The organism is Bradyrhizobium sp. Kon10 (assembly GCF_055807395.1).
Genome location: NZ_JBVVOZ010000007.1, coordinates 204,071 through 229,517 on the forward strand (window position 1 = coordinate 204,071; position 25,447 = coordinate 229,517).

The window sequence follows — 25,447 nt, forward strand, 5'->3', positions numbered from 1 at the left end:
CACCACCGTCGTCCCGGCGAAGGCCGGGACCCATACTCCGCAGAAGATGTTGTGAACGGGACTCGTCGTTCCAACGGCGCAAAACAATTTATACTCGTGGCTATGGGTCCCGGCCTTCGCCGGGACGACACTGATTGTATGGCCGCCGCTTTGGCACAAAGTGAACGAGTGCGCCCCATGATCGTCCCGGACGGCTATTCCGACGTTCCCGCCGGCAAGATCGCTGCGGTCGTCACCCATCTCGAGATGACCACGCGCCCCTCACGGCGTGACGACCCTCCCGGCGCATGGTCCCTGCGCAAGGCCGACGCGCCCGCGCTTGATTGGTACCGCGACCTGCACCGCCGCGTCGGCGAGGAGTGGCTGTGGTTTTCGCGGGCTCGCATGAACGACGCCGAGCTCGCCGCGGTCATCCAGGCCCCAGGCATCGAGGTCTACGCGTTGACCGTGAATGGAAGCGACGAAGGTCTACTTGAGATGGATTTTCGCGAGCCCAGCCAGTGCGAGCTGGTCTATTTCGGTGTCACCTCGCGCCTGATCGGGACCGGTGCCGCCCGTTTCCTGATGAACCGCGCGCTGGAGCTTGCATGGTCACGCGACGTGCGCCGCGTCTGGGTGCACACGTGCACCTTGGACCATCCATCCGCACTAGCGTTCTATCAGCGCTCCGGCTTCGTCCCGTTCCGCCGCCAGATCGAGGTGGCGGACGATCCGCGCCTCGACGGCACAGCGCCGCGCGATGCGGCGAAGCATGTGCCAATCCTCGAATAGCGAGCGCATGTCGTAGCCCGGATTGAGCGCAGCGCAATCCGGGACTCTCTCACCCGCTGACTGACTCGCGGATTACGCTGCGCTCCATCCGGGCTACACGTCTGCCTCCATCGTCATTGCGAGGAGCTCTTGCGGCGAAGCAATCCAGAGTCCCTCCGCGGAAAGATTCTGGATTGCTTCGCTGCGCTCGCAATGACGAAGTGTGAGCGTCGTCGTCCCCTCGCTAGCCGCCGAAATTCACCGCCGTCGTGTTGGCGCCGCAGACCAGCACCGCGATCCGTTCGCCGGGTGAGGGCCGATAACGGCCGGAGAGCAACGCCGCAAACGCGGCCGCGCCGCCGGGCTCGGCCACGACGCGCAAGCTCGACCACAAGGCCGCCTGGGCCTGCCGGATCGCATCGTCGGTGACCAGCACGACCTTCTCGACATGGGCCCGCGCGATCGGAAACATCAATTCGCCGACCCGGCGCGGCGCGAGACTGTCGGCGGCGAGACCGCCGGCCGGCGCATCCACCGGCGCGCCTGCCGCGAAGGCCGCATGCAGCGTTGGCGATTGCTCCGGCTCGACCGCCACGATGCGGGTCCGGCCCTGGTACCACGCCGCAATGCCGCCGATCAGGCCGCCGCCGCCGACGGCAACCAGCAGCGTATCCACGTCGGGCGCATCCTGCTCCAGCTCTAGGCCGACGCTGCCCTGTCCGAGCAGAGTCTCGGGCTGGTCATAGGCATGGACCGCAAGCGCGCCGGTGCGTGCGACATGCGCCTCGCTCGCCGCGAGCGCATCGGCATAGCGGGCTCCCGCGATCACGAGCTGCGCGCCGTAGCTCTTGATGCGCTCGGCTTTGGCCGGTGACGTGATCTCGGGGACGAAAATGCTGGCGGGGATGCCGAGTCGTTGCGCGGCATAAGCCACCGCCGCGCCGTGATTGCCGCCGGATGCCGCGACAACCCCGGTCTTCGGCACCTGCCGCAGCAGCAAATTGGCGAAGGCGCCCCGTGCCTTGAACGATCCGGAATGCTGCAGCATCTCCAGCTTGAAAATGACAGGCGCCGCCGGCAGCCCCAAGTCGGCAAGATCAGCCTGAATGAGCGGCGTGCGCCTGATGTGCGGGCGGATCACGGCCTCGGTCGCCGCGATCCGCTCCCGATTGATGTCTGATGTCGCCGTCATGATGCCGTCCTTGATAGCGCATTCGGGAGACGCTGTCCTGCTGCCGTTGCGTCCGGCGCAATGCTCCATTTCCAAGATCATGCTTGCATCGCGCCGATGAGGTCGTGGAAACTGATCGGCCGTGCCGTGTCCAACGCTTGAGAAGAGCGAGAACCATGTTCCTGATCGGCCAATATGATTCCCCCTTCGTCCGCCGTGTCGCGATCGCGCTTCGGCTTTACGGGCTCGCTTTCGAACACAGGCCGTGGTCGACATTCGGCGATGCCGACAAGATCGCGCCGTATAATCCGTTGCGCCGCGTGCCGACGCTGGTGCTCGACGACGGCGAGGCGCTGATCGAGAGCACGATCATCCTCGATTACCTCGACGAGCGCGTCGGCGCGGAAAAGGCGATGCTGCCGCGGACTGGCGCCGAGCGCCGGCGCCATCTGCGCATCTGTGCGCTCGCCTCCGGCCTCGGCGACAAGGCGGTCAGTCTGCTCTACGAGCGCGTGCTGCGGAAGGAGCAGCTTGCGCTGTGGGTCGAGCGCTGCCAGGCGCAGATCGCGGACGTCTTGACCGTGCTCGAAACCGAGCGCGCCAAGGTGACGACGCCGTACTGGCTGGGGATGCGCATCGGCCACGCCGACGTCGCGGTCGCCTGCGTCGTCCGCTTCACCCGCGAGGCCCATCCGCAGCTGTTCGATGCCACGCGCTATCCGGCGCTGAGCGCGCATGCGGCGCGTTGCGAGGCCTTGGCCCCGTTCCAGGAGATTGTGCAGCCGCTGGCGCCGCCGAAGGGGTGAGGAGGGCGTCGTCATTCCGGGGCGCGCCACTTGGCGCGAACCCGGAATCCATTGTTCTACGACACATGCTGCACAATGGATTCCGGGTTCGTGCTCCGCACGCCCCGGAATGACACCAAGCCGCGCTAACCGAACCCGGCCTTGATCAGGAACGTCAGGAAAATGCCGCCGATGATTGCGCAGGTCGCGGCGCCGATCAGCGGCGTCAGCGCGCCTTTCCGGCTGGCAGGCTCAAGCACTGCGTGTCCCGGCCGTTCCGGATCGTAAGAGACGGTGACGTTCTGACCGGGGCTCCACTGCGCCGCCGCCTTTTCCGCGACCTCGCGCAGGCCGTAGATCGCGGTGCCGTTCCAATTGATTTCGGTGCCGATGAAGTCGCGCTTGTCGATCTTGTAGGCGTAACGGAGGTCGACCTGATAACGGTAATGCAGCTTGCGGGTCGATGATTTGTTGTCGTCGTCGCTCTTGTCCTCGATGATCTCCTCGATCACCTCGCAATGGGTCACCCTGCCGGCCGCGGTCGGCCAGCGCAGGCTGGCGCTCGCAAGCCGGCGCGTCCTGACATACTCGCCGACGCAGAACACGCCGCCCAGCAGCACGATGATCGGCAGCGCGAACGCGAATAGCGGGACGCCGTTGTTGGCGTAGAGCACGTGACCGGCCAGCGAATGCGCGGTCAGGGTGGCGGCGATGAAGCCGAACACGATCGTGAACGCCACCAGCGCCGCGACGTTCTGCGCCGTGGCCGGCTCCAGCAGCGCCTCGGCCGGTTGCTTCGGATCGACATAGACGTCGACATGGGCGCCGACCGGATAGCGTCCGGCGAGCTTTGCGGCGAGCACGCGCGTGGTCATGGCGATGCCGCCGACCACGACCTTGTCGCTTTCCTGCTCCTGGCCGCCGGCGCGATAGCGGTAGCGGATGATGGGCGTGGCATCGTCCAGATCGTCCGAGACGTGCGACGCCGGCTGTTTGACCTCGGAGGCCACGATGATGCCCTCGACCTTGTCCCAGCTCCGCGCCGCCTGCATCCGGCCCCGCGTCCGGACCAGACCGAGCAGCGTCAATCCAAACAGCAGCACCGAGATCGCGGCGGCAATCTCCGTCCACATCAATTGATGGGCATCCAGCATCTGATTTCCTTGGCTCTCTCGACGGCGACCGCAATTGGTCGCAGCGAGCGCGCGTTGCGTTCACGGCCCTATGAGACGTGGGGGCAACGCGCCGCGAGAATGCGCAGCCGTGGAAGTGAGTTGGGGAACGACGCCGCCGCCCACACTCCGTCATTGCGAGCGCAGCGAAGCAATCCAGTCTGCCCCCGCGGCAAGATTCTGGATTGCTTCGCTGCGCTCGCAATGACGGGGTGGAGAGCCTCTGCCGTTCAACCGGCCAAATCTGCCAACAGGCCGAGTCTGCCAACAGCCTGAAGTCTGCGACGATGAATCAAATACAGGTGTTTTGCCCGACGGAGCAAGCGGTTTTCGGCAAGGCCGAAAAATCGTCAGGCTTTTCAACCCCATCGCTACTGTGCATGGGGTTGTTCTTCACCTTTCACTTTTTGTCGTCCCGGCGAAGGCCGGGACCCATAACCCCAGGGAGGAGTTTGGCGGAGATTTGTCGTCCGGTACTGCGATCAAGCACTCAAGATAGATCTCGCGGTATGGGTCCCGGCTTTCGCCGGGACGACAGCGGGCCTACCCCGCCCCCACGCGCTTCTTCTGCCAGACCAGATGTACCGCGCAGGTGCAGCCCGGCGGATGCGAGGAGAGGTCGTTCGCGGTCTCGTCGTTCGCCGGCGTCGCGGCGAAGGCCTTGTCGTTCGCGGTCTCTCGCGCCGGGATGTAGTTCAGGATCGGGGCCAGCCAGCGCTCGGTCTCCGCCACGCTCATGCCCTTGCGTGCGGCGTAGTCCTCGACCTGGTCGCGCTCGATCTTGCCGACGCCGAAATAATAGCTTGCGGGATTCGCAAGATACAGCCCGGACACGCTGGAGCCCGGCCACATCGCAAAGCTCTCGGTCAGTTTCACGCCGGCGGTGGCTTCCGCGTCGAGCAGCTCGAACAGCGTCGCCTTCTCGGTGTGATCGGGCTGGGCGGGATAGCCGGGCGCCGGGCGGATGCCTTGGTACTTTTCGAGGATCAGCTCGTCGATCGACAGCGCCTCGTCCGGTGCATAAGCCCAGAACTCGCGGCGCACGCGGGCATGCATGCGCTCGGCAAAGGCTTCCGCGAGGCGATCGGCCAGCGCCTTGCACAGGATCGAGGAATAGTCGTCGTTGGCCATCTTGAAGCGGTCGGCGACCACATCCTCGCCGATGCCGGCAGTGACGACGAAGCCGCCGACATAATCCGGCACGCCGCTGCCTTCAGGCGCGACGAAGTCGGACAGTGCGGCGTTGAAGCGGCCCTCGCGCTTTTCGAGCTGCTGGCGCAGCGTGTGCAGTGTCGCGATCGTCTTGGTGCGGCTCTCGTCGGCATAGAGCACGATGTCGTCGCCTTGCGCATTCGCAGGCCAGAAGCCGACGGTGGCGCGTGCCCGGAACCATTTTTCCTTGACGATCAGGTCGAGCATCTTGCGCGCATCGTCATAGAGCGAGCGCGCGACTTCGCCGACCTTGGCATCGTCGAGAATGGCGGGGAAACGGCCGGCGAGCTCCCAGGTCTGGAAGAACGGCGTCCAGTCGATATAGGGCACGAGCTCGGCGAGATCGTAGTCTTCAAAGCTCTTGATGCCGAGGAAGCTCGGCTTCACCGGTCCGTTCGCGGTGAAATCGACCGGCACGCGGTTGGCGCGGGCGGCACTCAGCTTCAGCCGTTTCTTGTCGGCCTGTGCGCGGAAATGCGCCTCGGAGATCTTTGCGTATTCGGCGCGAACGCCGGCCGCGTAAGCCTCGCGCTTCTCTGGGCTCAGCAGCGAGGACGCAACGCCGACCGCGCGGCTGGCATCGTTGACATGCACCACGGGCCCGGCGCGATAGCTCGGGTCGATCTTGACGGCGGTATGCACGCGACTCGTGGTGGCGCCGCCGATCAGCAGCGGCAGCTTGAGGCCTTCGCGTTGCAATTCGCTGGCGAAGAACGCCATCTCGTCGAGCGAAGGCGTGATCAGGCCGGACAGGCCGACGATGTCAGCCTTCTCCGCCTTCACGGTCTCGACGATCTTCGCCGCTGGCACCATCACGCCCAGATCGATCACCTCGAAATTGTTGCACTGGAGCACGATGCCGACGATGTTCTTGCCGATGTCGTGGACGTCCCCCTTCACCGTCGCCAGCACGATCTTGCCGGCGGAGCTGCTGCCCTCGGTGCCGATGCCATTGGCGAGGTTGCGCGCCTTCTCCTCCTCCATGAACGGCATCAGCCAGGCCACCGCCTGCTTCATCACGCGGGCGGATTTGACCACCTGCGGCAAGAACATCTTGCCGTCGCCGAAGAGATCGCCGACCACGTTCATGCCGGCCATCAGCGGCCCCTCGATCACGTCGAGCGGCCGCGACGATTCCTTGCGGGCTTCTTCCGTATCCTGCTCGATGAATTCGGTGATGCCGTGCACCAGCGCATGGGACAGCCGCTTGGCCACCGGCCATTCGCGCCAGGCGAGATCGGCTTCCTTGGTCTGGGTTTTGTTGCCGCGGAATTTTTCCGCGAGCGCCAGCAGGCGCTCGGAGGCGCCGGCATCGCGGTTGAGGACGACATCCTCGCAAGTTTGGCGCAATTCAGGATCGATGTCGTCATAGACGATCATCTGCCCGGCATTGACGATGCCCATGTCCATGCCGGCCTTGATGGCGTGATACAGGAACACCGAGTGCATGGCTTCGCGCACCGGCTCGTTGCCGCGGAACGAGAACGACAGGTTGGAGACGCCACCGGAGATATGCGCGCCCGGCAGGTTTTTGCGGATCCAGCGCGTCGCCTCGATGAAGTCGACGCCGTAATTGTTGTGCTCCTCGATGCCGGTCGCGATCGCGAAGATGTTCGGATCGAAGATGATGTCTTCCGGCGGGAAGCCGACGCGGTCCACCAGGATGTCGTAGGCGCGCTTGCAGATCTCGGTCTTGCGCTTGAAGGTGTCCGCTTGGCCGACTTCGTCGAACGCCATCACCACCACAGCGGCGCCATGGCGCCGCGCGATCTTCGCCTCGTGAATGAACTTCTCCTCGCCTTCCTTCATCGAGATCGAGTTCACGACCGGCTTGCCCTGGACGCATTTCAGGCCGGCCTCGATCACCGAGAATTTCGAGGAATCGACCATGACGGAAACGCGGGCGATGTCGGGCTCGGCGGCGACGAGGTTGAGGAACGTCCGCATCGCGGCTTCCGAGTCCAGAAGACCCTCGTCCATGTTGACGTCGATGATCTGCGCGCCGTTCTCGACCTGGTCGCGCGCCACCCGAAGCGCGGCGGTGTAGTCGCCGGCGGTGATCAGCTTGCGGAAGCGGGCCGAGCCGGTGACGTTGGTGCGCTCGCCGACATTCACGAAGGGGATGGCGTCGGTCAGAATGAAGGGCTCGAGGCCGGAGAGTCTCAAGCGTGGCTCGATCTCCGGCACGACGCGCGGCTTGTGCGGGGCGACGGCGGCGGCGATCGCCGCGATATGCTCCGGCGTGGTGCCGCAGCAGCCGCCGACGATGTTGACCAGACCATCACGTGCGAACTCGCCGACCAGGCGCGCCATGTACTCCGGAGTTTCGTCATACTGGCCGAATTCGTTGGGCAGGCCGGCATTGGGATAGGCACAGACCAGGGTGTCGGCGACCCGGCCGATGTCGGCGATGTGCGCGCGCAGGTCTTCCGCGCCGAGCGCGCAGTTGAAGCCGATGGTGACGGGCTTGGCATGCCGCACCGAATGCCAGAACGCTTCCGGCAACTGGCCGGACAGCAGGCGGCCGGACTTGTCGGTGATGGTGCCGGACACCATCACCGGCATGTCGATGCCGCGCTGTTCGGTGATCTCGGCGATCGCATAAAGCGCCGCCTTGGCGTTCAGCGTGTCGAAGATGGTTTCGACCAGCAGCAGGTCGACGCCGCCGTCGATCAGGCCGTTGATCTGCTCGCCATAGGACTTGCGGAGATCGTCGAAGCTGACGGCGCGGTAGCCGGGGTTGGCAACATCGGGCGAGATCGAGGCGGTGCGGTTGGTCGGCCCGAGTGCGCCGGCGACAAAGCGCGGCTTGCCGTCCTCGCGCTGCACGCGCTCGGCCGCATTGCGCGCGAGGCGGGCGCCGTCGCGCGCCATGTCGTAGACGATGTCGGCGAGATCGTAATCGGCCTGCGCGATCGATGTGGTGGAGAAGGTGTTGGTCGCGACGATGTCGGCACCGGCGCGCAGATACGCCGCATGGATATCCTCGATCGCCTGCGGCTGGGTCAGGATCAGGAGATCGTTGTTGCCGCGCAGGTCGCGATGGAAATCCTTGAAGCGCTCGCCGCGGAAGGCGGCTTCGTCGAACTGCAGGTTCTGGATCATCGTGCCCATGGCGCCGTCGAGCACGAGGATGCGCTCGCGCGCCGCGTCGAGCAGGGCAGTTCGCTTGGACGAAACGGGAATGGTCATCTTGGGTCAGGCCGCCTTCTGCGCGCTCTTGGCGCGAATGCCGAGCAAATGGCTGATCGCGAACACGAGATCGGCGCGGTTCATGGTGTAGAAATGGAAGGTGTCGACGCCGCGCTTGGCGAGCTTCTGCACCTGGCCGGCGGCAACGGTTGCCGCCACCAGCTTGCGGGTCTCGGCATCGTCGTCGAGGCCTTCGAACTTCTCCGCGAGCCAGTCCGGCACGGATGTGCCGGCGCGGGTGACGAAGGCTCTCGCCTGCTTGAAATTGTGCATCGGCATGATGCCCGGGACGATCGGGATGTTGATGCCGCGGGCGCGGACCCGGTCGAGATAGCGGAAGTAGAGGTCGTTATCGAAAAACACCTGCGTGATCGCGCGGGTTGCGCCCGCGTCGACTTTGGCCTTCAGCGTGTCGATATCGGCGTCGAAGTCGCGAGCCTCGGGGTGCTTCTCGGGGTAGGCCGAGACCGACACCTCGATGTCGCCGTGGCGCTTCTTGATCCCCGCGACCAGCGCGGCGGAGCTCTGGTAGCCGTCGGGATGGCTGGCATACGCCGTGCCGATGCCGCCGGGCGGATCGCCGCGCAGGCCGACGATGTGGCGGACGCCGACCTCGTGATAGCGGTCGACGATCTCGTCGATCTCGCCGCAGGAGGCACCGACGCAGGTCAGATGCGCGGCGGGCAGCAGCGCGGTCTCTTTCAGGATGCGCGAGATGGTGGCGTGGGTCCGCTCACGCGTCGAGCCGCCGGCGCCATAGGTCACCGAGACGAATTTCGGGTCGAGCGGGGCGAGGCGGTTGATGGTGTCCCAGAGATTCCGCTCCATCTCCTCGGTCTTGGGCGGAAAGAACTCGAAAGAGATCGCCGGCCGCTTCGAGGAAAGGTGCCCGTCTTGCCCGTCGGCTTGGGCAGGCGTCGTAAACTCGGTCATGGCACCACTCACTCCAGTTTGCAGGCGGTTAGGTAGCTTGTGAGGGCAAAGATAGGGCAAGGGAGGTTTTTTCGACAGCCCATCGGCGATGGGAAGTGGCCCACTTGCCTGATTCAGAGGCCAAATATTGCGCCGAGACAGGTTTGAGTGGGCAGGTGCTTGATATATAGAAAGTATATCTATATCAATGTTTTATATGAAATTAGGCGGCTACCGAGATTAATTATACTAGGTGGGAAGTATGAATCCGTTGTGATTTGGCTGATATCCGTCCCAACACCCCGCCTCGCCCGGACTGGCTGGAGTGCCGCACACACGCCAGACCTGCGCAGTCAGCCCATTGTCGCCGCGCGGCCCTCCATTACGTTAGCGCGTCATGATCCCGCTCTCAGTCCTCGACCTCTCCGTCGTCAGCACAGGCACCAAGCCCGCCGCGGCGCTGCGCAACAGCATTGACCTGGCGCGGCATGTCGATGGGCTCGGTTACGTCCGCTACTGGCTCGCCGAGCACCACAACCTGGCCTCGGTGGCGAGCCCCGCACCCGATGTGATGATCGGCCAGATCGCGGCGGTGACGAAGCACCTCCGCGTCGGCTCCGGCGGTGTGATGCTGCCCAACCACGCCCCGCTGGTCGTGGCCGAGCGCTTCAAGATGCTGGAGGCGCTGTTTCCCGGCCGCATCGATCTCGGCCTCGGCCGCGCGCCCGGGACCGACGGCGCCACCGCGTATGCGCTCCGTAGCCGGCTCGACCGCCGCGAGGGCGACGATTTCCTTGACCGGTTGCATGAATTGATCCTGTGGCAGACCCGCGAATTCCCCGCCGGCCACCCCTACAACAACGTCGTCGCGATGCCCGACGACACGCCGTTGCCGCCGATCTGGCTGCTCGGCTCCAGCGATTATTCGTCGGAACTGGCGGCACAAGTCGGGATGGGCTTCGCCTTCGCCCATCATTTTGCATCCCACGACGCGACCGACGCCATGATGCACTACCGCAACCGCTTTCAGCCCTCGGCCTGGCGCGCGAGCCCGCACGCGATCCTCGCCGTCGCGGCGATCACGGCGGATACCGATGAGGAAGCCGAGAAGCTCGCGAGCTCCTCCGACCTCAACCGCCTGCGCCGAGATCGCGGCCAATATCTGCTGCTGCCGAGCGTCGAGGAGGCGTTGGCCTATCCTTACACGGATTCCGAGCGCAGCTCGATTGCCCGCAATCGCTCGCGCCTGTTCGTCGGCAGCCCCGCGACGGTGCAGAAGAAGCTTCAGCCGCTGATCGACGCGAGCAGGCCGGACGAGTTGATGGTGATCACAGCGGTGTACGACCACGATGCGCGGAAAAAGTCTTATTCGCTGCTGGCGCAGGCGTTCGGGCTGGCGAGGCAGACCGCTTAGCTTAACGTTCCGCTCCAGGGGAAGTCGCGGTCAATCCTGCTGCGTCTCGCTGAAGGTCGCGCGGAACGGATGTCCCGGATAGACGCCGACGATGCGGAATTCGCGCGAAAAGAATTTCAACTCCTCGATCGCGAACGCAAGACCCTTGTCGTCGGGATGGCCGTCGACATCAGCATAAAACTGCGTGGCGAAGAAATTGCCGTCGACCATGTAGCTCTCGAGCTTGGTCATGTTGACGCCGTTGGTGGCAAAACCACCGAGCGCCTTGTAGAGCGCGGCCGGCAGGTTGCGCACCCGGAATACAAAAGTGGTGACCAGCGGGCCAGAGCCCTGCGCCGCCCATTTCGGCTCGCGCGCCAGCACCACGAAGCGCGTGGTGTTGTGGGCCTCGTCCTCGATGTCCTCGGCCAGAATGTCGAGGCCGTAGATCTGGGCGGCCAGCCGCGAGGCGATCGCGGCGACCGACTTGTCGTTGCGCTCGGAGATGTCGCGGGCGCTGCCGGCGGTGTCGGCGTGCACGATCGGCTTGATGCCGAGCTTGCGGATCACCCGCCGGCACTGGCCAAGCGCATGCACATGGCTCTCGACGCTCTTGATGTCGGCAAGCTTCGTGCCTCTCACCGCCATCAGCTGATGCCGGACCGGCAAGAACCATTCGCCGATGATGAAGAGGCCGGAAGCAGGGAGCAGGTGATGAATGTCGGCGACGCGGCCCGCAACCGAATTCTCGATCGGGATCATGCCGAGATCGGCCTCGCCTGACGAGATCGCCGACAGCGCGTCCTCGAAGGTGGCGCAGGGCAACGGCTCGGCGTCGGGATAGGCCTCGACGATGGCGATGTGGGAATTGGCCCCGGGTTCGCCCTGGAATGCGATTTTCATCTTGCTCATGCTCGGCCTTGTAGCAGCGGCTCAGGATTTGGAAAGGATGCCGCGGGCGGTCTCGAGATCCGCCGGCGTGTCGACCCCGCGGGGCACGGTATCGACGATGGTGAAGTCGATCCGCATTCCGGCCTCCAGCGCCCGGAGCTGCTCGAGCTTCTCCTGCAGCTCCAGCGGCGACGGCGGCAGCGAAACGTAGCGCTCCAGCGCGGCGCGGCGGTAGGCGTACAGACCGATATGGTGGTAGCGCGGTCCGTCGCCGGTCGGGGCGGTCGCGCGGGTGAAATAAAGTGCACGCATGCGCCGGCCTCCGAGCGAGGTTCCAATCGCTTTCACGACGCTCGGCGCGAGGTCTTCCTCCTGGGTATGGATCTGCGAGGCCAGGGTGGCGATGTCGACGGCGGGGTCTTGAAGCGGCGGCAGCACGTCGAGGATGTTGTCGATGGTGATCGTCGGGAAATCGCCCTGGAGATTGACCACGATCTCCGCCTTGCCGTCGGAATCGAGCTTCTGCATGGCCTCATGGATGCGGTCCGAGCCTGAGGGGTGCTCGGGGCGGGTCATCACGGCTTCGCCGCCGTGGGCGCTCACCACCGCGGCGATTTCCGCCGTATCGGTTGCGACTGCGACCCGGCCGATACCGGCCGCTTCGGCGCGGCGCAGCACGTGCACGATCATCGGCAGGCCCGCGATATCGGCGAGCGGCTTGCCGGGCAGGCGGGTGGCGGCCATGCGAGCCGGGATCAGCACCAGGATGCGGGGATCGGTCATGAGCTCAAGGGTCTGGTTTCAATGGACTGGAAGCGTGGCGATTTCCGCGCCGAGAAATGGGGTGGGGACGGGCTCAAAGGCGGGTCGCTTATACGGGTTGCCAGACCCCGGGCAAACCGATATCTCAATGGCAAAACTCGGGGAAACAATAAGGAACGTTTGATTCTCCCGAGGCTCGTCCTGGCGGCCGCATGGCCGCTATTTCCTTCTTGCGGTGTGGGGCCTAGCCGGAAATGGACTCTTTCGAACTGAACAAGATCCTCGGTGCCGTGCTCGGCACCTGTCTGGTTTTGCTGGTGACGAGCTTCACCGCGCAGGCGCTGTTCTCGCCAAAAATGCCGGAAAAGCCGGGCTTCGAGATTGCCGTGAAGGAAGAGGCGGGCGAAAAGGCCGGCGCTCCGGCCGCGGCAGCTCCCTCCGAGCCGATTGAAAAGCTGCTCCAGACCGCCTCCGTCGAGAAGGGCGCGGCTGCCGCCAAGAAGTGCCAGGCCTGCCACACCTTCGAAAAGGGCGGCCCGAACCGCGTCGGTCCGAACCTCTACGGCATCGTCGACGACCACCGCGGCGAAGACCGCAACGGCTTCAACTTCTCGGCCGCGATGAAGGCCAAGGGCGGCACCTGGACCATCGACGACCTCAATAAGTTCATTGCCAATCCGAAGGGCTTTATTCCCGGCACCGCGATGGGCTTCGCCGGCATCCCGAAGGACTCGGAGCGGGCCGACGTCATCGCCTACCTGAACAGCCTCTCCGACAACCCGAAGCCGCTGCCGACCGCGGCGAAGTAAGGCTCCTCGGCCATCGATCTTGGAAGTGCGGCCAGGCTGAAAAGTCTGGCCGTTTCCTTATCCGGACCTCGCGGCGTTGTTATCGGGCGTTTTGCCGCAGCGACCCGCCCCGCCGGCCCTCCAAGATGAGGAAAAAGCAACGTACTCGGTCGAAACCTCGCCTATATTGGGCACTTAAAGGGGTAACCTCCTTCCAGACAGGGATGTTGATTTGGCCATTACCCGACGCGATCTACTGCTCACCGGCACTGCCGCCGCGGCGCTTCCCGCCCTCGGTTCCGCCGCCGGCGTTCCCGTCATCGGCGCGGCCGAGGCGCAATCGGCGGGTGAGCTACCCTGGCGGCATGCTTTGTCGCTGTTTGGCGACATCAAGTACCCCGCCGATTTCAAGCGCTTCGACTACGTCAATCCCGACGCGCCAAAGGGCGGGGCGGTTCGGCAAATCCAGATCGGAACCTTCGATAATTTCAACTACGTTGTTTCGGGCGTGAAGGGCAACCTCGCAGCGCCGGTCCCGCTCATTTATGAAACGCTTGCGACCCCCTCCTTGGATGAGGTTTCGACTGGATACGGATTGCTGGCCGAAGCTGTCATCCGTCCCGACGATTCCTCGTTCGTGATCTATCGATTGCGGGCGCAGGCCAAATGGCACGACGGAAAACCCGTTACGCCCGAGGACGTGATTTACTCACTGGAGGTGCTGAAGAAGAATCATCCATTCTATTCAGCCTACTATCGGCACGTCGTGAGCACCGAGAAGATCGGCGATCGTGACATCAAATTTACATTCGATGCGCCAGGAAATCGCGAGCTCCCGCAGATCGTCGGTGAACTCGTTGTTTTGCCCAAGCATTGGTGGGAGGGGAGCGATGCGCAGGGCAAGAGGCGCGATGTTACTGCGACGACGCTGGAGGTTCCGCTGGGGTCAGGCGCATATCGAATCAAGGAGTTTGTCGCCGGTCGCAACATCGTCCTGGAGCGGATGAAGGACTATTGGGGGCGTGATCTCAACGTCAACGTAGGGCGCAATAACTTCGACGAACTGCGCTTCGAGTATTTTAGGGACGCCACCGTCGCGATCGAAGCGTTCAAGGCCGATCAGGTGGACTGGCGCACCGAAAACAGTGCGAAGAATTGGGCGACCGCTTATGAGTTTCCGGCCGTTGTCGAAAAGCGCGTGCTGTTGGAAGAATTTCCCAATCGCAGTTCCGGAATCATGCAGGCCTTTGCACCGAACCTGCGCCGCGCCAAGTTCGGCGATCCACGGGTGCGCCGGGCCTTGAACTATGCGTTCGATTTCGAAGAGATGAACAAGCAGATATTCTTCGGACAGTATAAGCGCATCAGTAGCTATTTCGATGGTATCGAGGAGCTGATGGCAACCGGCTTACCCGAAGGAAAAGAGCTCGAAATTCTTGAGCCTCTGCGCGCAGAAGTTCCGCCTGAAGTGTTCACGACCGCGTACACCAATCCGGTCGGGGGTAGCCCCGAAGCTGTGCGTGACAATTTACGCGAGGCACTGCGCTTGTTGAAAGCCGCGGGCTACGAGGTACGTGATCGAAAGCTGATCGATAGCAAGACGGGTACCCAATTCTCTCTCGAATTGCTGGCTCAGGACCCCGCCTTTGAAAGGGTCATGCTATTCTATAAGCCTTCCCTGGAGAGGCTGGGTATTGCGGTCAGTGTGCGCACAATCGATCCGACCCAGTACGAGAATCGGCTTCGCGAATGGGATTTCGATATTGTCGTTGGTTCGTGGGGGGAATCGCTGTCGCCCGGAAACGAGCAACGTGAGTCCTGGGGATCAAAAGCTGCAGATATGGCCGGCTCGCGCAACATCGTTGGCATAAAGAATCCCGCAATCGACAAGCTCATTGATCGCGTGATTTTCGCGAAGGACCGCCTCGAGCTTGTGGCCGCCACAAAGGCGCTTGATCGGGTGCTGCTGTGGAATCATTACGTCGTGCCGCAGTGGAACTATCCGAAGCAGCGAACAGCGCGCTGGGATCGCTTTGGCCGACCGACGGAGTTGCCAAAGTACGGGCAATCGGGATTCCCAACCATCTGGTGGTATGACGCAGATAAGGCGGCGCGGATCGCAAAAAAATCGTGAAGGACATTGCTCGCATGGCGCAGCTTTCACGCCGGCACGTCCTGGCACTAGGTGTCGGCGGCGCGCTCAGCACGGCTTGGCTGCGCAACGCGGCGGCGTCCGAGGGCCTCGCCGAAGTTCACGGCATCTCGGCGTTTGGCGACCTCAAATATCCCGCAGACTTTCACCATTTCGACTACGTCAATCTGGACGCTCCGAAGGGCGGGATGTTCTCGCTGATTCCGTCAACGAAGGCCTACAACCAGTCCTTTCAGACCTTCAACTCGCTCAATGCCTTCATTCTGAAGGGTGAGGGCGCCCAGGGTATGGATCTGACCTTCGTCACGCTGATGGCGCATGCGGGTGACGAGCCCGATGCGATGTATGGCTTCGCCGCGAAGTCGGTGCAGCTCTCGCCTGACAAGCTGGCTTATCGATTCACCATCCGGCCCGAGGCACGGTTTCACGATGGCTCCAAGCTGACCGCTCATGACGTCGCGTTCTCGATCAACGTGCTGAAGGACAGGGGCCATCCGCTGATCCAGATTCAGATGCGCGACGTCAAGGGCGCGCAAGCGCTGGACGACGCCAACGTGGTCGTGACCTTCGCCGAGAAGCGGGCACGTGACGTGCCGCTCTATGTGGCAGGTCTGCCGATCTTCTCGAAAGCCCATTACGCCAACCGGCCGTTCGACGAAACCACGACCGAGACGCCGCTGGGCTCTGGTCCCTACAAGGTCGGCAAGTTCGAGATCAATCGCTACATCGAGTTCGAGCGCGTCAAGGACTGGTGGGGTGCAGACCTGCCGGTCTGCCGGGGCAGCAACAATTTCGACGCGATCCGCTACGAGTTCTATCGTGACCGCGACGTCGCTTTCGAAGGCTTTACCGGAAAGAACTATTTGTATCGCGAGGAGTTCACCGCGCGCATCTGGGCCACGCGCTACGATTTTCCCGCGATCAAGGACGGCCGCGTCAAGCGCGAGCAGGTGCCGGACCAGACGCCGTCGGGCGGCCAGGGCTGGTTCATCAACACGCGGCGCGACAAGTTCAAGAACCCGAAGGTACGCGAAGCCCTGAACTGCGCGTTCGACTTCGAATGGACTAACAAGTCCATCATGTACGGCGCCTATGCGCGCACACGATCGCCGTTCCAGAATTCGGACCTCGTTGCGGAAGGCCCACCCTCGCCCGCGGAGTTGAAGCTGCTCGAGCCCTTCCGCGGCCAGGTGCCCGACGACGTGTTCGGTGAGCCGTTCGTGCCGCCGGTGTCGGACGGCTCCGGTCAGGATCGTGCGCTGTTGCGCAGAGCGCAGCAATTGCTTCAGGAGGCGCAGTTTCCGGTTAAGGATGGCAAACGGTTGTTGCCGAACGGCGAAGTGTTCGCGGTCGAGTTCCTGACTGACGAGGCCTCGTTCCAGCCGCACCACGCCTCCTTCCTCAAGAATCTCGGCGTGCTCGGCATCGAGGCCAATCTGCGTCTGATCGACGCCGTGCAATATCGTGCGCGGCTCGAGTCATTCGATTTCGACTTTGCAATCCAGCGCCTCACGATGACCGCGACGCCCGGCGACAGCTTGCGGACCTACTTCACCTCGCAAGCTGCTGCCACCAAGGGGTCTTACAATTATGCCGGCGTCGTCAGCCCCGCGCTCGACGCGCTGGTGGAAAAGGCGATGGCAGCGGAAACACGCAACGAGCTGACAATCGCGTGCCGCGCGATCGACCGCGTCTTCCGCGCGGGCCGTTACTGGGTGCCGCAATGGTATAATACCAGCCACCGGCTGGCTTATTGGGACGAATTCGGTCATCCCGCGAATCTGCCGCGTTATCCGATCTCCGACTATGCCAGCGGCGTCGGCGAACGGACCTTGTGGTGGTCCGACCGCGACAAGGCGGCGAAGCTCGAGCAGGCGAAATAATCATGAGCGCCTATATCGCCCGCCGCATCCTGCTGATGATCCCGACCTTGCTCGGGATTCTCTTCGTCTCCTTCGTCGTCGTGCAGTTCGCGCCAGGCGGCCCGGTCGAGCGCGTCATCGCGCAGCTCTCGGGCGCCGATACCGGCGGCACCTCGCGCATTTCTGGCGGCAGCGACTTCGCGCAACGCGCGCCGGGGCAGTTAGGCGCCGGCGGCGATGCCATCAATTCGAAGTATCGCGGTGCGCAGGGGCTCGACCCCGATTTCATCAAGAAGCTGGAGGTGCAGTTCGGTTTCGACAAGCCGGCACCGGAGCGATTCGCGCTGATGGTGTGGAATTTTGCCCGCTTCGACTTCGGCAAGAGCTATTTCCGCGACGTCAGCGTGCTCCAGCTCGTCAAGGAAAAGTTGCCGGTCTCGATCTCGCTCGGCATCTGGCTGACGCTGCTGACCTACCTGATCTCGATTCCACTCGGCATCCGCAAGGCGGTCAGGGACGGCACGCGGTTCGACACCTGGACGTCGAGCGTGCTCGTGCTCGGTTATGCCATTCCCGGCTTCCTGTTCGCGATCCTCCTGATCATCCTGTTTGCCGGAGGCTCGTTCTTCAACTGGTTTCCGCTGCGCGGTCTGACGTCGGACGGCTGGTCGCAATTTCCCTGGTACTGGAAGATCATCGACTATTTCTGGCATTTGACGCTGCCGCTGATCGCCATGGGACTCGGTGCGTTCACCACCATGACGTTCCTGACCAAGAACTCGTTCCTGGACGAAATCCGCAAGCAGTACGTGATGACGGCGCGCGCGAAGGGCTGCAGCGAGAACCGGGTGCTCTATGGCCACGTCTTTCGCAACGCGATGCTGATCGTCATCGCGGGCTTTCCCAGCACCTTCATTCACGCCTTCTTCTCGGGCTCGCTTCTGATCGAGACGATCTTCTCGCTGGATGGCCTGGGGCTCCTCAGCTTCGAGAGCGTGCTCAACCGCGACTACCCCGTGGTGTTCGGCACGCTCTTCATCTTTTCGCTCGTCGGCCTCGTGGTCAACCTCATCTCCGACCTGACCTATATGTGGATCGATCCGCGGATCGATTTCGAGGCGCGGGAGGTCTGATGACGCTGACCGCCCCCACGCCGATCGAAACCACCGCGAAGTCGCCGCTCGGAGATGCGGTCCCGCTCACGCGCAAGCCGTTCGTGCCATCGCCGCTGAACAGGCGGCGCTGGCAGAACTTCAAGGCGAACCGGCGCGGCTATTGGTCGTTGTGGATCTTCCTGGTCCTGTTCGTGGTGTCGCTGTTCGCCGAGCTGATCGCCAACGACCGGCCGTTCCTGATCAAATATGACGGTCATCTCTACTGGCCCGCTTTTGTCACCTATTCGGAGACGACCTTCGGCGGCGATTTCGAAACCGCAGCCGATTACCGCGATCCTTACTTGCAGAAGCTGATCAAGGACAAGGGCGGCAGCATCGTCTGGCCCTTGATCCGCTATTCGTACGACACCCACAACCTCGACCTGCCGACGCCGGCACCGTCGCCGCCGACATGGATGCTGACAGAGGAGCAGTGCAAGCCGGTCGTCGAGAAGAAAGGCCTCAAGAGCTGCCGCGACCTCGAATATAACTGGCTCGGGACCGACGATCAGGGCCGCGATGTGGTAGCGCGCCTGATCTACGGTTTCCGCATCTCGGTGCTGTTCGGACTTTGCCTGACCATTATCTCCTCCGTCGTCGGGATCGCGGCCGGCGCGGTGCAGGGCTATTTCGGCGGCTGGATCGACCTGTTGTTCCAGCGTTTCATCGAGATATGGACCGCGATCCCGTCGCTCTATCTGCTGCTGATCCTGTCCTCGGTGCTCGTTCCCGGCTTCTTCGTGCTGCTCGGCATTCTGTTGTTGTTTTCCTGGGTGTCGCTGGTCGGACTCGTGCGCGCGGAATTTTTGCGCGGGCGCAATTTCGAGTACATCCAGGCGGCGCGGGCGCTCGGGGTGTCGAACGCCGTCATCATGTTCAAGCATCTGCTGCCGAATGCGATGGTCGCGACGATGACGTTCCTGCCCTTCATCGTCTCCTCGTCGGTCATGACGCTCACGGCCCTCGATTTCCTGGGCTTCGGATTGCCGCCCGGCTCGCCGTCGCTCGGCGAGCTGCTGTCGCAGGGCAAGTCCAACGTGCAGGCACCTTGGCTCGGTTTCTCCGGCTTCTTCTCGGTGGCGATCATGCTGTCGCTTTTGATCTTCATCGGCGAAGCCGTGCGCGACGCCTTCGATCCGCGCAAGACCTTCAGGTAAGTCGATGGACGCGATCAACCAGCCCCTGCTTAGCGTGCGCGAGCTCTCGGTGGCGTTCCACCAGGGCGGCGCAACCACGCTCGCGGTCGACACGATCTCGTTCCAGATCAGGCGCGGCGAGTGCCTGGCGCTGGTTGGCGAATCCGGGTCCGGCAAATCGGTCAGTGCGCTCTCGATCCTCAAGCTGCTGCCCTATCCGAGCGCCTCGCATCCGTCGGGCAGCATCCGCTTCAAGGGTCGCGAGCTGATCGATCAGTCGGAGCGTGAGATGCGGGAGATCCGCGGCAGCGACATCTCCATCATCTTCCAGGAGCCGATGACCTCGCTCAATCCGCTGCATACGATCGAGGCGCAGATCGGCGAGATCATCCAGCTGCACAATCCGACCAGCAATGCCGAGGCGCGCAGGCGGACGCTGGAGCTGCTGACGCAGGTCGGCATCCCTGAGCCCGAAACGCGGCTGAACAGCTATCCGCACCAGCTCTCCGGCGGCCAGCGCCAGCGCGTGATGATCGCCATGGCGCTCGCCAACGAACCGGACCTGTTGATCGCGGACGAGCCGACCACGGCGCTTGACGTCACTGTGCAGGCGCAGATCCTGACGCTGCTGGCCGAGATACGCTCACGTCTCGGCATGAGCCTGCTCTTCATCACCCACGATCTCGGCATCGTGCGCCGTATCGCCGACCAGGTCTGCGTCATGAAGGGCGGCGAGATCGTGGAGCAGGGGTCGGTCGAGCAGGTCTTCAACAGCCCGAAGCATCCCTATACGCGCGATCTGCTGGCGGCGGAGCCGAAGCCCGATCCGGCGCCGCCGCAGCCGGATGCGCCATTGGTGATGTCCACCAGCGACCTGAAAGTCTGGTTTCCGATCAGGCGCGGGTTGATGCGCAAGACGGTCGGGCACATCAAGGCCGTCGACGGCGTCAGCATCGCCGTGCGCAAGGGCGAGACGCTTGGCGTCGTCGGCGAGTCCGGCTCGGGCAAGACAACGCTGGGGCTCGCATTGCTGCGGCTGATCTCATCGAACGGGCGCATCGTGTTCCTCGGAAAAGATATCCAGGGCCTGCGCTTCAAGGAGATGCGGCCGTTCCGGCGTGACATGCAGATCGTATTCCAGGACCCGTTCGGCTCGCTCAGCCCGCGCATGTCGATCGCCGACATCATCGCCGAAGGTCTGTCCGTGCATCAGCCGAAGCTCTCGCGCGAGGAGCGTGAGGAGCGCGTCGTCAAGGCGCTCGAGGACGTGGGGTTAAAGGCCGACACCCGCTACCGCTACCCCCATGAATTCTCCGGCGGCCAGCGCCAGCGCATCAGCATCGCGCGCGCCGTGGTGCTGGAGCCGGATTTCGTCGTACTGGACGAGCCGACCAGCGCGCTCGACATGCTGATCCAGGCGCAGATGGTGGACCTGTTGCGCGAATTACAGCGCAGGCGCGACCTCACCTACATGTTCATCTCGCATGATCTGCGCGTGGTCGCCTCGCTTGCCAGCCATCTGATCGTGATGCGCGGCGGCAAGGTGGTCGAGGAAGGGCAGGCGGCCGAGCTGTTCAAGAATCCGAAAACGGATTACACGCGCGCGCTGTTTGCAGCGGCGTTCAGGCTGGAGACGGAAGGAAACGGTTCGGTGGCGACGTAGGCGCCGTCAGAGCCGCTTGATCGCAACGACTTCGCTGCCCGCCTGCTTGATCCGCGCGATCGCCGGCGCGATGGCTTCGATCACCGTTGCCATGTGATGCGCATTGGCGTGAACCATGGTGCTGCCGTCGCGCACGATGGCGACATGGCCCTTCCAGAAGATCAGGTCACCACGCTGGAGCTTGCTTCGCTCATGCGGCTCCAGCGCGCGGCCGAGGCCCGCCTGCTGCATGTCGCTGTCGCGCGGACAGCCGATGCCTGCTGATGTCAGCGAGACCTGCACCAGACCCGAGCAATCGATGCCGAGGCTGCTCTTGCCGCCCCACAGATAGGGCGTGCCGACGAAGCGCTCGGCGACGGCGGCCAAATCCGGCTCGCGGTGGTCGAGCAGCACCAGATGTGCCTTCGGCACATACTTTCCGTCAGCCGTCACCGCGAAATTGCCGTCCTCCCGCACGATCGCGAGCTTCGATCCGAGCACGAGCGTGTCGGCCGGCGGCAGCTTGATCGAGGGACCGGGGAAGGCGAATGTCCGCAGCGCGCTCACCTTGTGCGTCGGCGCGGCCGCCGGCTTCATCAGCGCTGCATCGGGCAGCCAGCCGACATAGCCATCGTCGGCAAGCTGACCCCAGGCCCAGCCTTCGCGGTCGCGATCGTAGACCGTGACCCGCTCGCCGCGCAGCGCTTCCGTCATCAGCATCGCGTCCGAGGAGGGCTGCTCGCGCATTGGCGCGATCGGCTCGACCACCTCGAATTCCTCGCCGGTGACGAAGCGGTCCGCCTGCACCTTGCCTTCGAGATATTTTGCGGCGAGATCGCCCCGCGCCGGTGTCAGTCTTGGATCGTTACTTAGATCGTGTCTTGGATCATGCATAGCGCTCGCTCAGCAAGGTGTAGATGGCGCGGGCGGCCTGGCATTCGCCGCCCTCGGGCCGCGCCGGCTTCGCCGATGGCGTCCAGCCGTAGATGTCGACGTGCAGCCAGCTCTTGGCGTGTTCGACGAAGCGCTGCAAAAACAGCGCGCAAGTGATCGAGCCGGCAAAGCCGCCGGACGGCGCATTGGTGATGGTGGCCGTCTTGGAGTCCAGCCAAGCATCGTAAGGCGGCCACAGCGGCATGCGCCACAATGGATCGTTCTCCTTCACCGCGCAGCGCGCGAGGTCGGCGGCAAGCGTCTCATCATTGGTGTAAAAGGGCGGTAAATCCGGCCCCAGCGCGACCCGCGCCGCGCCCGTCAGCGTGCCCAGATCGATCAGCAGGTCGGGCTTCTCCTCGTCGGCGAGCGCCAGCGCGTCGGCGAGCACGAGGCGGCCTTCGGCGTCGGTGTTGCCGATCTCGACCGTGATGCCCTTGCGCGAGGTGAAGATGTCGAGCGGGCGGAAGGCATTGGCGGAAACCGCGTTCTCCACCGCCGGAATCAGCACGCGCAGCCGAACCTTCAGCTTCGCATCCATCACCATGCGCGCCAGCGCCAGCACATTGGCGGCACCGCCCATGTCCTTCTTCATGATCAGCATGCCGCTCGACGGCTTCAGGTCGAGCCCGCCGGTATCGAAGCAGACGCCTTTGCCGACCAGCGTCACCTTGGGATGGGCGGGGTCGCCCCAGACGATGTCGATCAGCCGCGGCGCGCGGTCCGAGGCCATGCCAACGGCGTGGATCAGGGGAAAGTTCCCGGCCTTCAAATCCTCGCCGACGATGCAAGCGAAGCTCGCGCCGAATTCGGCGGCGAGGCCTTGCGCGGCCGCGGCAAGCTCGCCCGGTCCCATGTCGTTGGCCGGCGTGTTGATGAGGTCGCGCGCCAGCATGGCGGCATCCGCGATGCGGCTGATCTCGGCGGCATCGACGCCCTCCGGCGGCACCAGCCGGACGTCGGGGCTGTCGGCCTTGCGGTAGCGGGCGAAGCGATAGCTTCCGAGCGCAAAGGCGAGCGCCGCCAGCCGCGTATCCTGCGGTGCATTGGCAAAGCGATAGCTGCCAGGCGGCAGCAGGCCGGGCAGGGCGCCCGGCCGGAACGGGTCGCGCGATCGGGCGCCGTCGTCATCGAGACCGAACAGGATCTGCGCGATCGCGCCGTCGGGCGCCGGCAGCGCGAGATAGCTGCCCGGCCTTGCGGTAAAGGCGCTCGCGGCGGCGAACTGGCGTTGCGCCGGCGGCAGCGTCTCGGCGACTTGATCCCAGCTCGATTTGGTGACGAAAGTGATTGGGGTGGCGGTTGAGGACGTCTCGAAGACGAAAGGCATTGGCGGGTCCGCAAGGTCATTCGGTCGGAGCAGACTTCGCAGAGTTTTGCCAAGGCTGCAATCAGGATTGCGGGTCACCGTTCAGCGAGCCGCTACTCGCTTTGAAGGTGCCATGCTAGGTTCCGGACAGCGGTTGCCAGCTGCGCAGAGAACGCCCGGTGACCGAAGACGAAGCGTGCCGGGAGGACGTGCAATGGAATTTGTGTGGAGCGTGGTCACATTCATTGGCCAGGCCATCGAGGCGGTGTTTGGCTATGTCGAGCATCACCACTGGGTGTTCGCGTTCCTCGCCGGCGGCTACGTCTTCTATCTCCATGACCGTTCGGTCCACGCGCGGTTCGATGCGCTCGACAAGCGCATTGACGAAATCCGCAAGCGTCTTGCCATCGAATATTGACCGACCGGCGAAATCACGCCCGGACGATCCTCGTATCGCAACTGAGAACTGTCGCTCACGAGAGTACCGCCGCAGGGCTTTACTAGCGCGGCGGTTGTGGCATGATCGTCCAGCATTTTAGATTGTCTCGTGCGTTTCTGCACGTATCGAGCGCAGGCGGGCGCTCGCATCTCGGCTGAGACCGATCTGGATTGGCGACCGGCCTGAATCTTTTCGTCGAAAGCATTTCTCTCAATCTTTGGGCGACGCAGCATTCGCAATGAGCGGCGCAAAATGGATAGATCATTTGTCATTGCGCAGATATCCGACCTGCATCTCGACGGGTCAGGACGGCTGCTGGCAGCGGTCGAGGCCCTCACCGGCGCGATCCGCGAGAGGATGACGCGGTTCGCGGAAGTCCCCGACCGAATCCTGCTGATCACGGGCGATCTCGTGAACGACCCGACGCCGCGTGCGCTCGACGAAGCCCTCGCGGTCATCAGGTCGTTCCGGCAGAGCGGACTGTTCACCGACGTCCAGGCCATTGCCGGCAATCACGACGTCAAACGTCCGAGCCAGCGCATCGGCCGGCACGATGCCTACGACTATCTGCATCTGCCGCGGACCTCGAAGAGCGTCTATTACCGCCAGGCCGGTCTCGATCTGGTGCTGCTGGATTCCAACAGCGCAAGCCTGACCACGCTAGCCGACCGGAATATCGATCGGGAGGCCTACAATGCGCTGGTCGCGGATTCCGCACGGCTAAGCATCGAGCTCGCGGGCAGCCTTGGTTCGGCCGGACGCGCCGACTATTGTGAGCCCGCTGAAAACCTGGTGCGGGTGCTGGCGATGCATCATCATCCGCTGCCGCAGGCGACCGGCGAGGGAAAGCGGTTTCTCGGAGCTCCAGACGAGCCGCTGATGTATCTCGCCGCGCCCGCGACTTTCCTGGAAGCCGCGACCTCGCTCAACGTCAATCTCGTCCTGCACGGACACCGGCATGTCGAAGGTCTCGCCCGCTATTCGATTCCCGATCCGCGGGCGATCCGGAGCGGCGGCGAGGATTTCTGGCGCACGATCTATGTGCTCTCTTGTCCTTCCTCGACCGGGCAGTCCGGCGACGATGCCTGCTTCAACATCATCCATTTCGGTCCAATGTCCGGGGCCGGGCGGCCGGAGTACCGGTTCGCGATCGCCCGCTACTCGCGGCCGCGGAACGATAGCGGCTTCAGGCCGCTCGACTCGAACCTGGCGAACGGCGTCATCGGTCTTGCGGTGGGCCGGGATTTTTCCCGTGATCCTGCCTTCCAGTCCGTGATCGAGATCGCCTCTTGCGCGTCGCTGAAGCGGGATCAGGTCCGGGCGTTGGCGCGCCGGCTTCTGTCGCGCCGCGCCTTCTACGATGACGGCACGCCAAGCTGGGCGGACACCCTGTACATTTATCTCCTCACCTCCCATGCCTGGGCGGATCTCGAGGGAAAATTGACGAGGTCGGGACCTCGTTCTGATGTCGAGGCGGTGGCGGCAGTGCAGGCCCTGCTGCATCGACTGATCGGGCAATCCGCCGAATTGCTCGGCATCGATCGCGCTCAGCTCGACGAGCTTCGTGCCAATCGCCTGATCAATCGTGCCTCTTTGCGGAGCTGGCCAAGCATGCCGCGCGAGGGTGTCGATGTTCAGGGCCAGGCGGAGAGGTTGGGACTGCTGCGAGATCTGAACCAGCAAGCCCTGGCGCTCGGCCTCGATCTGGACCTCGGCGGCGAGGCGCCGCCGGAAACGCCGCCGTAAGGCAGCCGGAGCCCTGTGTTAACCGGCCGTTAGGGTTAACAGTCTA

19 protein-coding genes are annotated in these 25,447 nt (G+C 63.8%); 11 read left to right on the top strand and 8 right to left on the bottom strand.

All coding sequences use genetic code 11. From position 1 onward, the window contains the following. The first annotated feature begins 177 nt into the window (after positions 1–177). On the top strand, positions 178–771 hold the full coding sequence (locus AC0L2O_RS13340) for a GNAT family N-acetyltransferase (RefSeq protein ID WP_473370041.1): 594 nt from the start codon (positions 178–180) through the stop codon (positions 769–771). A 223-nt stretch (positions 772–994) separates the two neighbouring features. Here AC0L2O_RS13340 and AC0L2O_RS13345 read toward each other — a convergent pair whose 3' ends face one another. Continuing rightward, complete coding sequence (locus AC0L2O_RS13345; protein WP_473370042.1) at positions 995–1,942, bottom strand: threonine/serine dehydratase; 948 nt, start codon at positions 1,940–1,942, stop codon at positions 995–997. Between the two features lie 155 nt (positions 1,943–2,097). Here AC0L2O_RS13345 and AC0L2O_RS13350 point away from each other — a divergent pair, with 155 nt between their 5' ends. Beyond that, positions 2,098–2,727, top strand: coding sequence for a glutathione S-transferase family protein (locus tag AC0L2O_RS13350; protein WP_473370043.1), 630 nt, complete (start codon positions 2,098–2,100; stop codon positions 2,725–2,727). A 125-nt stretch (positions 2,728–2,852) separates the two neighbouring features. On the opposite strand, the gene AC0L2O_RS13355 is transcribed toward AC0L2O_RS13350, so the two are convergent. The 3 genes from AC0L2O_RS13355 to metF all read right to left on the bottom strand — a co-directional run bounded on the left by AC0L2O_RS13355 (position 2,853) and on the right by metF (position 9,215). Then, the gene (locus tag AC0L2O_RS13355; protein ID WP_473370044.1) at positions 2,853–3,860 is read right to left on the bottom strand and encodes a DUF3592 domain-containing protein; all 1,008 of its coding nucleotides are present in this window, start codon (positions 3,858–3,860) and stop codon (positions 2,853–2,855) included. A gap of 561 nt (positions 3,861–4,421) precedes the next feature. Continuing rightward, a complete protein-coding gene (gene metH / locus AC0L2O_RS13360) occupies positions 4,422–8,282 on the bottom strand; it encodes a methionine synthase (RefSeq protein ID WP_473370045.1) in 3,861 nt (1,286 codons plus the stop codon). Between the two features lie 6 nt (positions 8,283–8,288). After that, positions 8,289–9,215, bottom strand: coding sequence for a methylenetetrahydrofolate reductase [NAD(P)H] (gene metF / locus AC0L2O_RS13365; RefSeq protein ID WP_369719431.1), 927 nt, complete (start codon positions 9,213–9,215; stop codon positions 8,289–8,291). A 376-nt stretch (positions 9,216–9,591) separates the two neighbouring features. Between metF and AC0L2O_RS13370 the strand changes: the two genes are divergently transcribed. Then, complete coding sequence (locus tag AC0L2O_RS13370) at positions 9,592–10,608, top strand: LLM class flavin-dependent oxidoreductase (protein WP_473370046.1); 1,017 nt, start codon at positions 9,592–9,594, stop codon at positions 10,606–10,608. 30 nt (positions 10,609–10,638) lie between these two features. On the opposite strand, the gene AC0L2O_RS13375 is transcribed toward AC0L2O_RS13370, so the two are convergent. After that, positions 10,639–11,499: a prephenate dehydratase gene (locus AC0L2O_RS13375; RefSeq protein WP_409190735.1), complete on the bottom strand. Its 861-nt coding sequence runs from the start codon at positions 11,497–11,499 to the stop codon at positions 10,639–10,641. 21 nt (positions 11,500–11,520) lie between these two features. Next, on the bottom strand, positions 11,521–12,261 hold the full coding sequence (locus AC0L2O_RS13380; RefSeq protein ID WP_473370047.1) for a 3-deoxy-manno-octulosonate cytidylyltransferase: 741 nt from the start codon (positions 12,259–12,261) through the stop codon (positions 11,521–11,523). A 233-nt stretch (positions 12,262–12,494) separates the two neighbouring features. Here AC0L2O_RS13380 and AC0L2O_RS13385 point away from each other — a divergent pair, with 233 nt between their 5' ends. The 6 genes from AC0L2O_RS13385 to AC0L2O_RS13410 all read left to right on the top strand — a co-directional run bounded on the left by AC0L2O_RS13385 (position 12,495) and on the right by AC0L2O_RS13410 (position 20,995). After that, positions 12,495–13,049 (top strand): c-type cytochrome, encoded by a 555-nt coding sequence (locus AC0L2O_RS13385; protein WP_409190733.1) that lies wholly within the window; start codon positions 12,495–12,497, stop codon positions 13,047–13,049. 211 nt (positions 13,050–13,260) lie between these two features. Beyond that, positions 13,261–15,162 carry an extracellular solute-binding protein gene (locus AC0L2O_RS13390; RefSeq protein WP_473370048.1) on the top strand — a complete coding sequence of 634 codons (1,902 nt, stop codon included), beginning with the start codon at positions 13,261–13,263 and terminating at the stop codon, positions 15,160–15,162. A 14-nt stretch (positions 15,163–15,176) separates the two neighbouring features. Next, positions 15,177–17,063, top strand: coding sequence for an extracellular solute-binding protein (locus AC0L2O_RS13395; protein ID WP_473370049.1), 1,887 nt, complete (start codon positions 15,177–15,179; stop codon positions 17,061–17,063). Positions 17,064–17,065: 2 nt separating this feature from the next. Next, positions 17,066–18,175 (top strand): microcin C ABC transporter permease YejB, encoded by a 1,110-nt coding sequence (locus AC0L2O_RS13400; RefSeq protein WP_369719424.1) that lies wholly within the window; start codon positions 17,066–17,068, stop codon positions 18,173–18,175. Continuing rightward, positions 18,175–19,353, top strand: a complete 1,179-nt coding sequence (locus AC0L2O_RS13405; protein WP_369719423.1) for an ABC transporter permease — start codon at positions 18,175–18,177, stop codon at positions 19,351–19,353. The genes AC0L2O_RS13400 and AC0L2O_RS13405 overlap by 1 nt, the downstream gene beginning before the upstream one ends. Before the next feature lie 4 nt (positions 19,354–19,357). Next, on the top strand, positions 19,358–20,995 hold the full coding sequence (locus AC0L2O_RS13410; protein WP_473370050.1) for an ABC transporter ATP-binding protein: 1,638 nt from the start codon (positions 19,358–19,360) through the stop codon (positions 20,993–20,995). Positions 20,996–21,001: 6 nt separating this feature from the next. Here the strand turns inward: AC0L2O_RS13410 and AC0L2O_RS13415 are convergent, their stop codons facing one another. Next, a complete protein-coding gene (locus AC0L2O_RS13415; RefSeq protein ID WP_473370051.1) occupies positions 21,002–21,868 on the bottom strand; it encodes a C40 family peptidase in 867 nt (288 codons plus the stop codon). After that, complete coding sequence (locus AC0L2O_RS13420; protein WP_473370052.1) at positions 21,861–23,237, bottom strand: leucyl aminopeptidase family protein; 1,377 nt, start codon at positions 23,235–23,237, stop codon at positions 21,861–21,863. The genes AC0L2O_RS13415 and AC0L2O_RS13420 overlap by 8 nt, the downstream gene beginning before the upstream one ends. Before the next feature lie 193 nt (positions 23,238–23,430). On the opposite strand from AC0L2O_RS13420, the gene AC0L2O_RS13425 reads away from it, so the two are divergent. Both AC0L2O_RS13425 and AC0L2O_RS13430 read left to right on the top strand, forming a co-directional pair. Then, positions 23,431–23,634, top strand: coding sequence for a hypothetical protein (locus tag AC0L2O_RS13425; protein ID WP_045002497.1), 204 nt, complete (start codon positions 23,431–23,433; stop codon positions 23,632–23,634). A 273-nt stretch (positions 23,635–23,907) separates the two neighbouring features. Next, complete coding sequence (locus AC0L2O_RS13430; RefSeq protein WP_473370053.1) at positions 23,908–25,401, top strand: metallophosphoesterase family protein; 1,494 nt, start codon at positions 23,908–23,910, stop codon at positions 25,399–25,401. Positions 25,402–25,447: the final 46 nt, after the last annotated feature.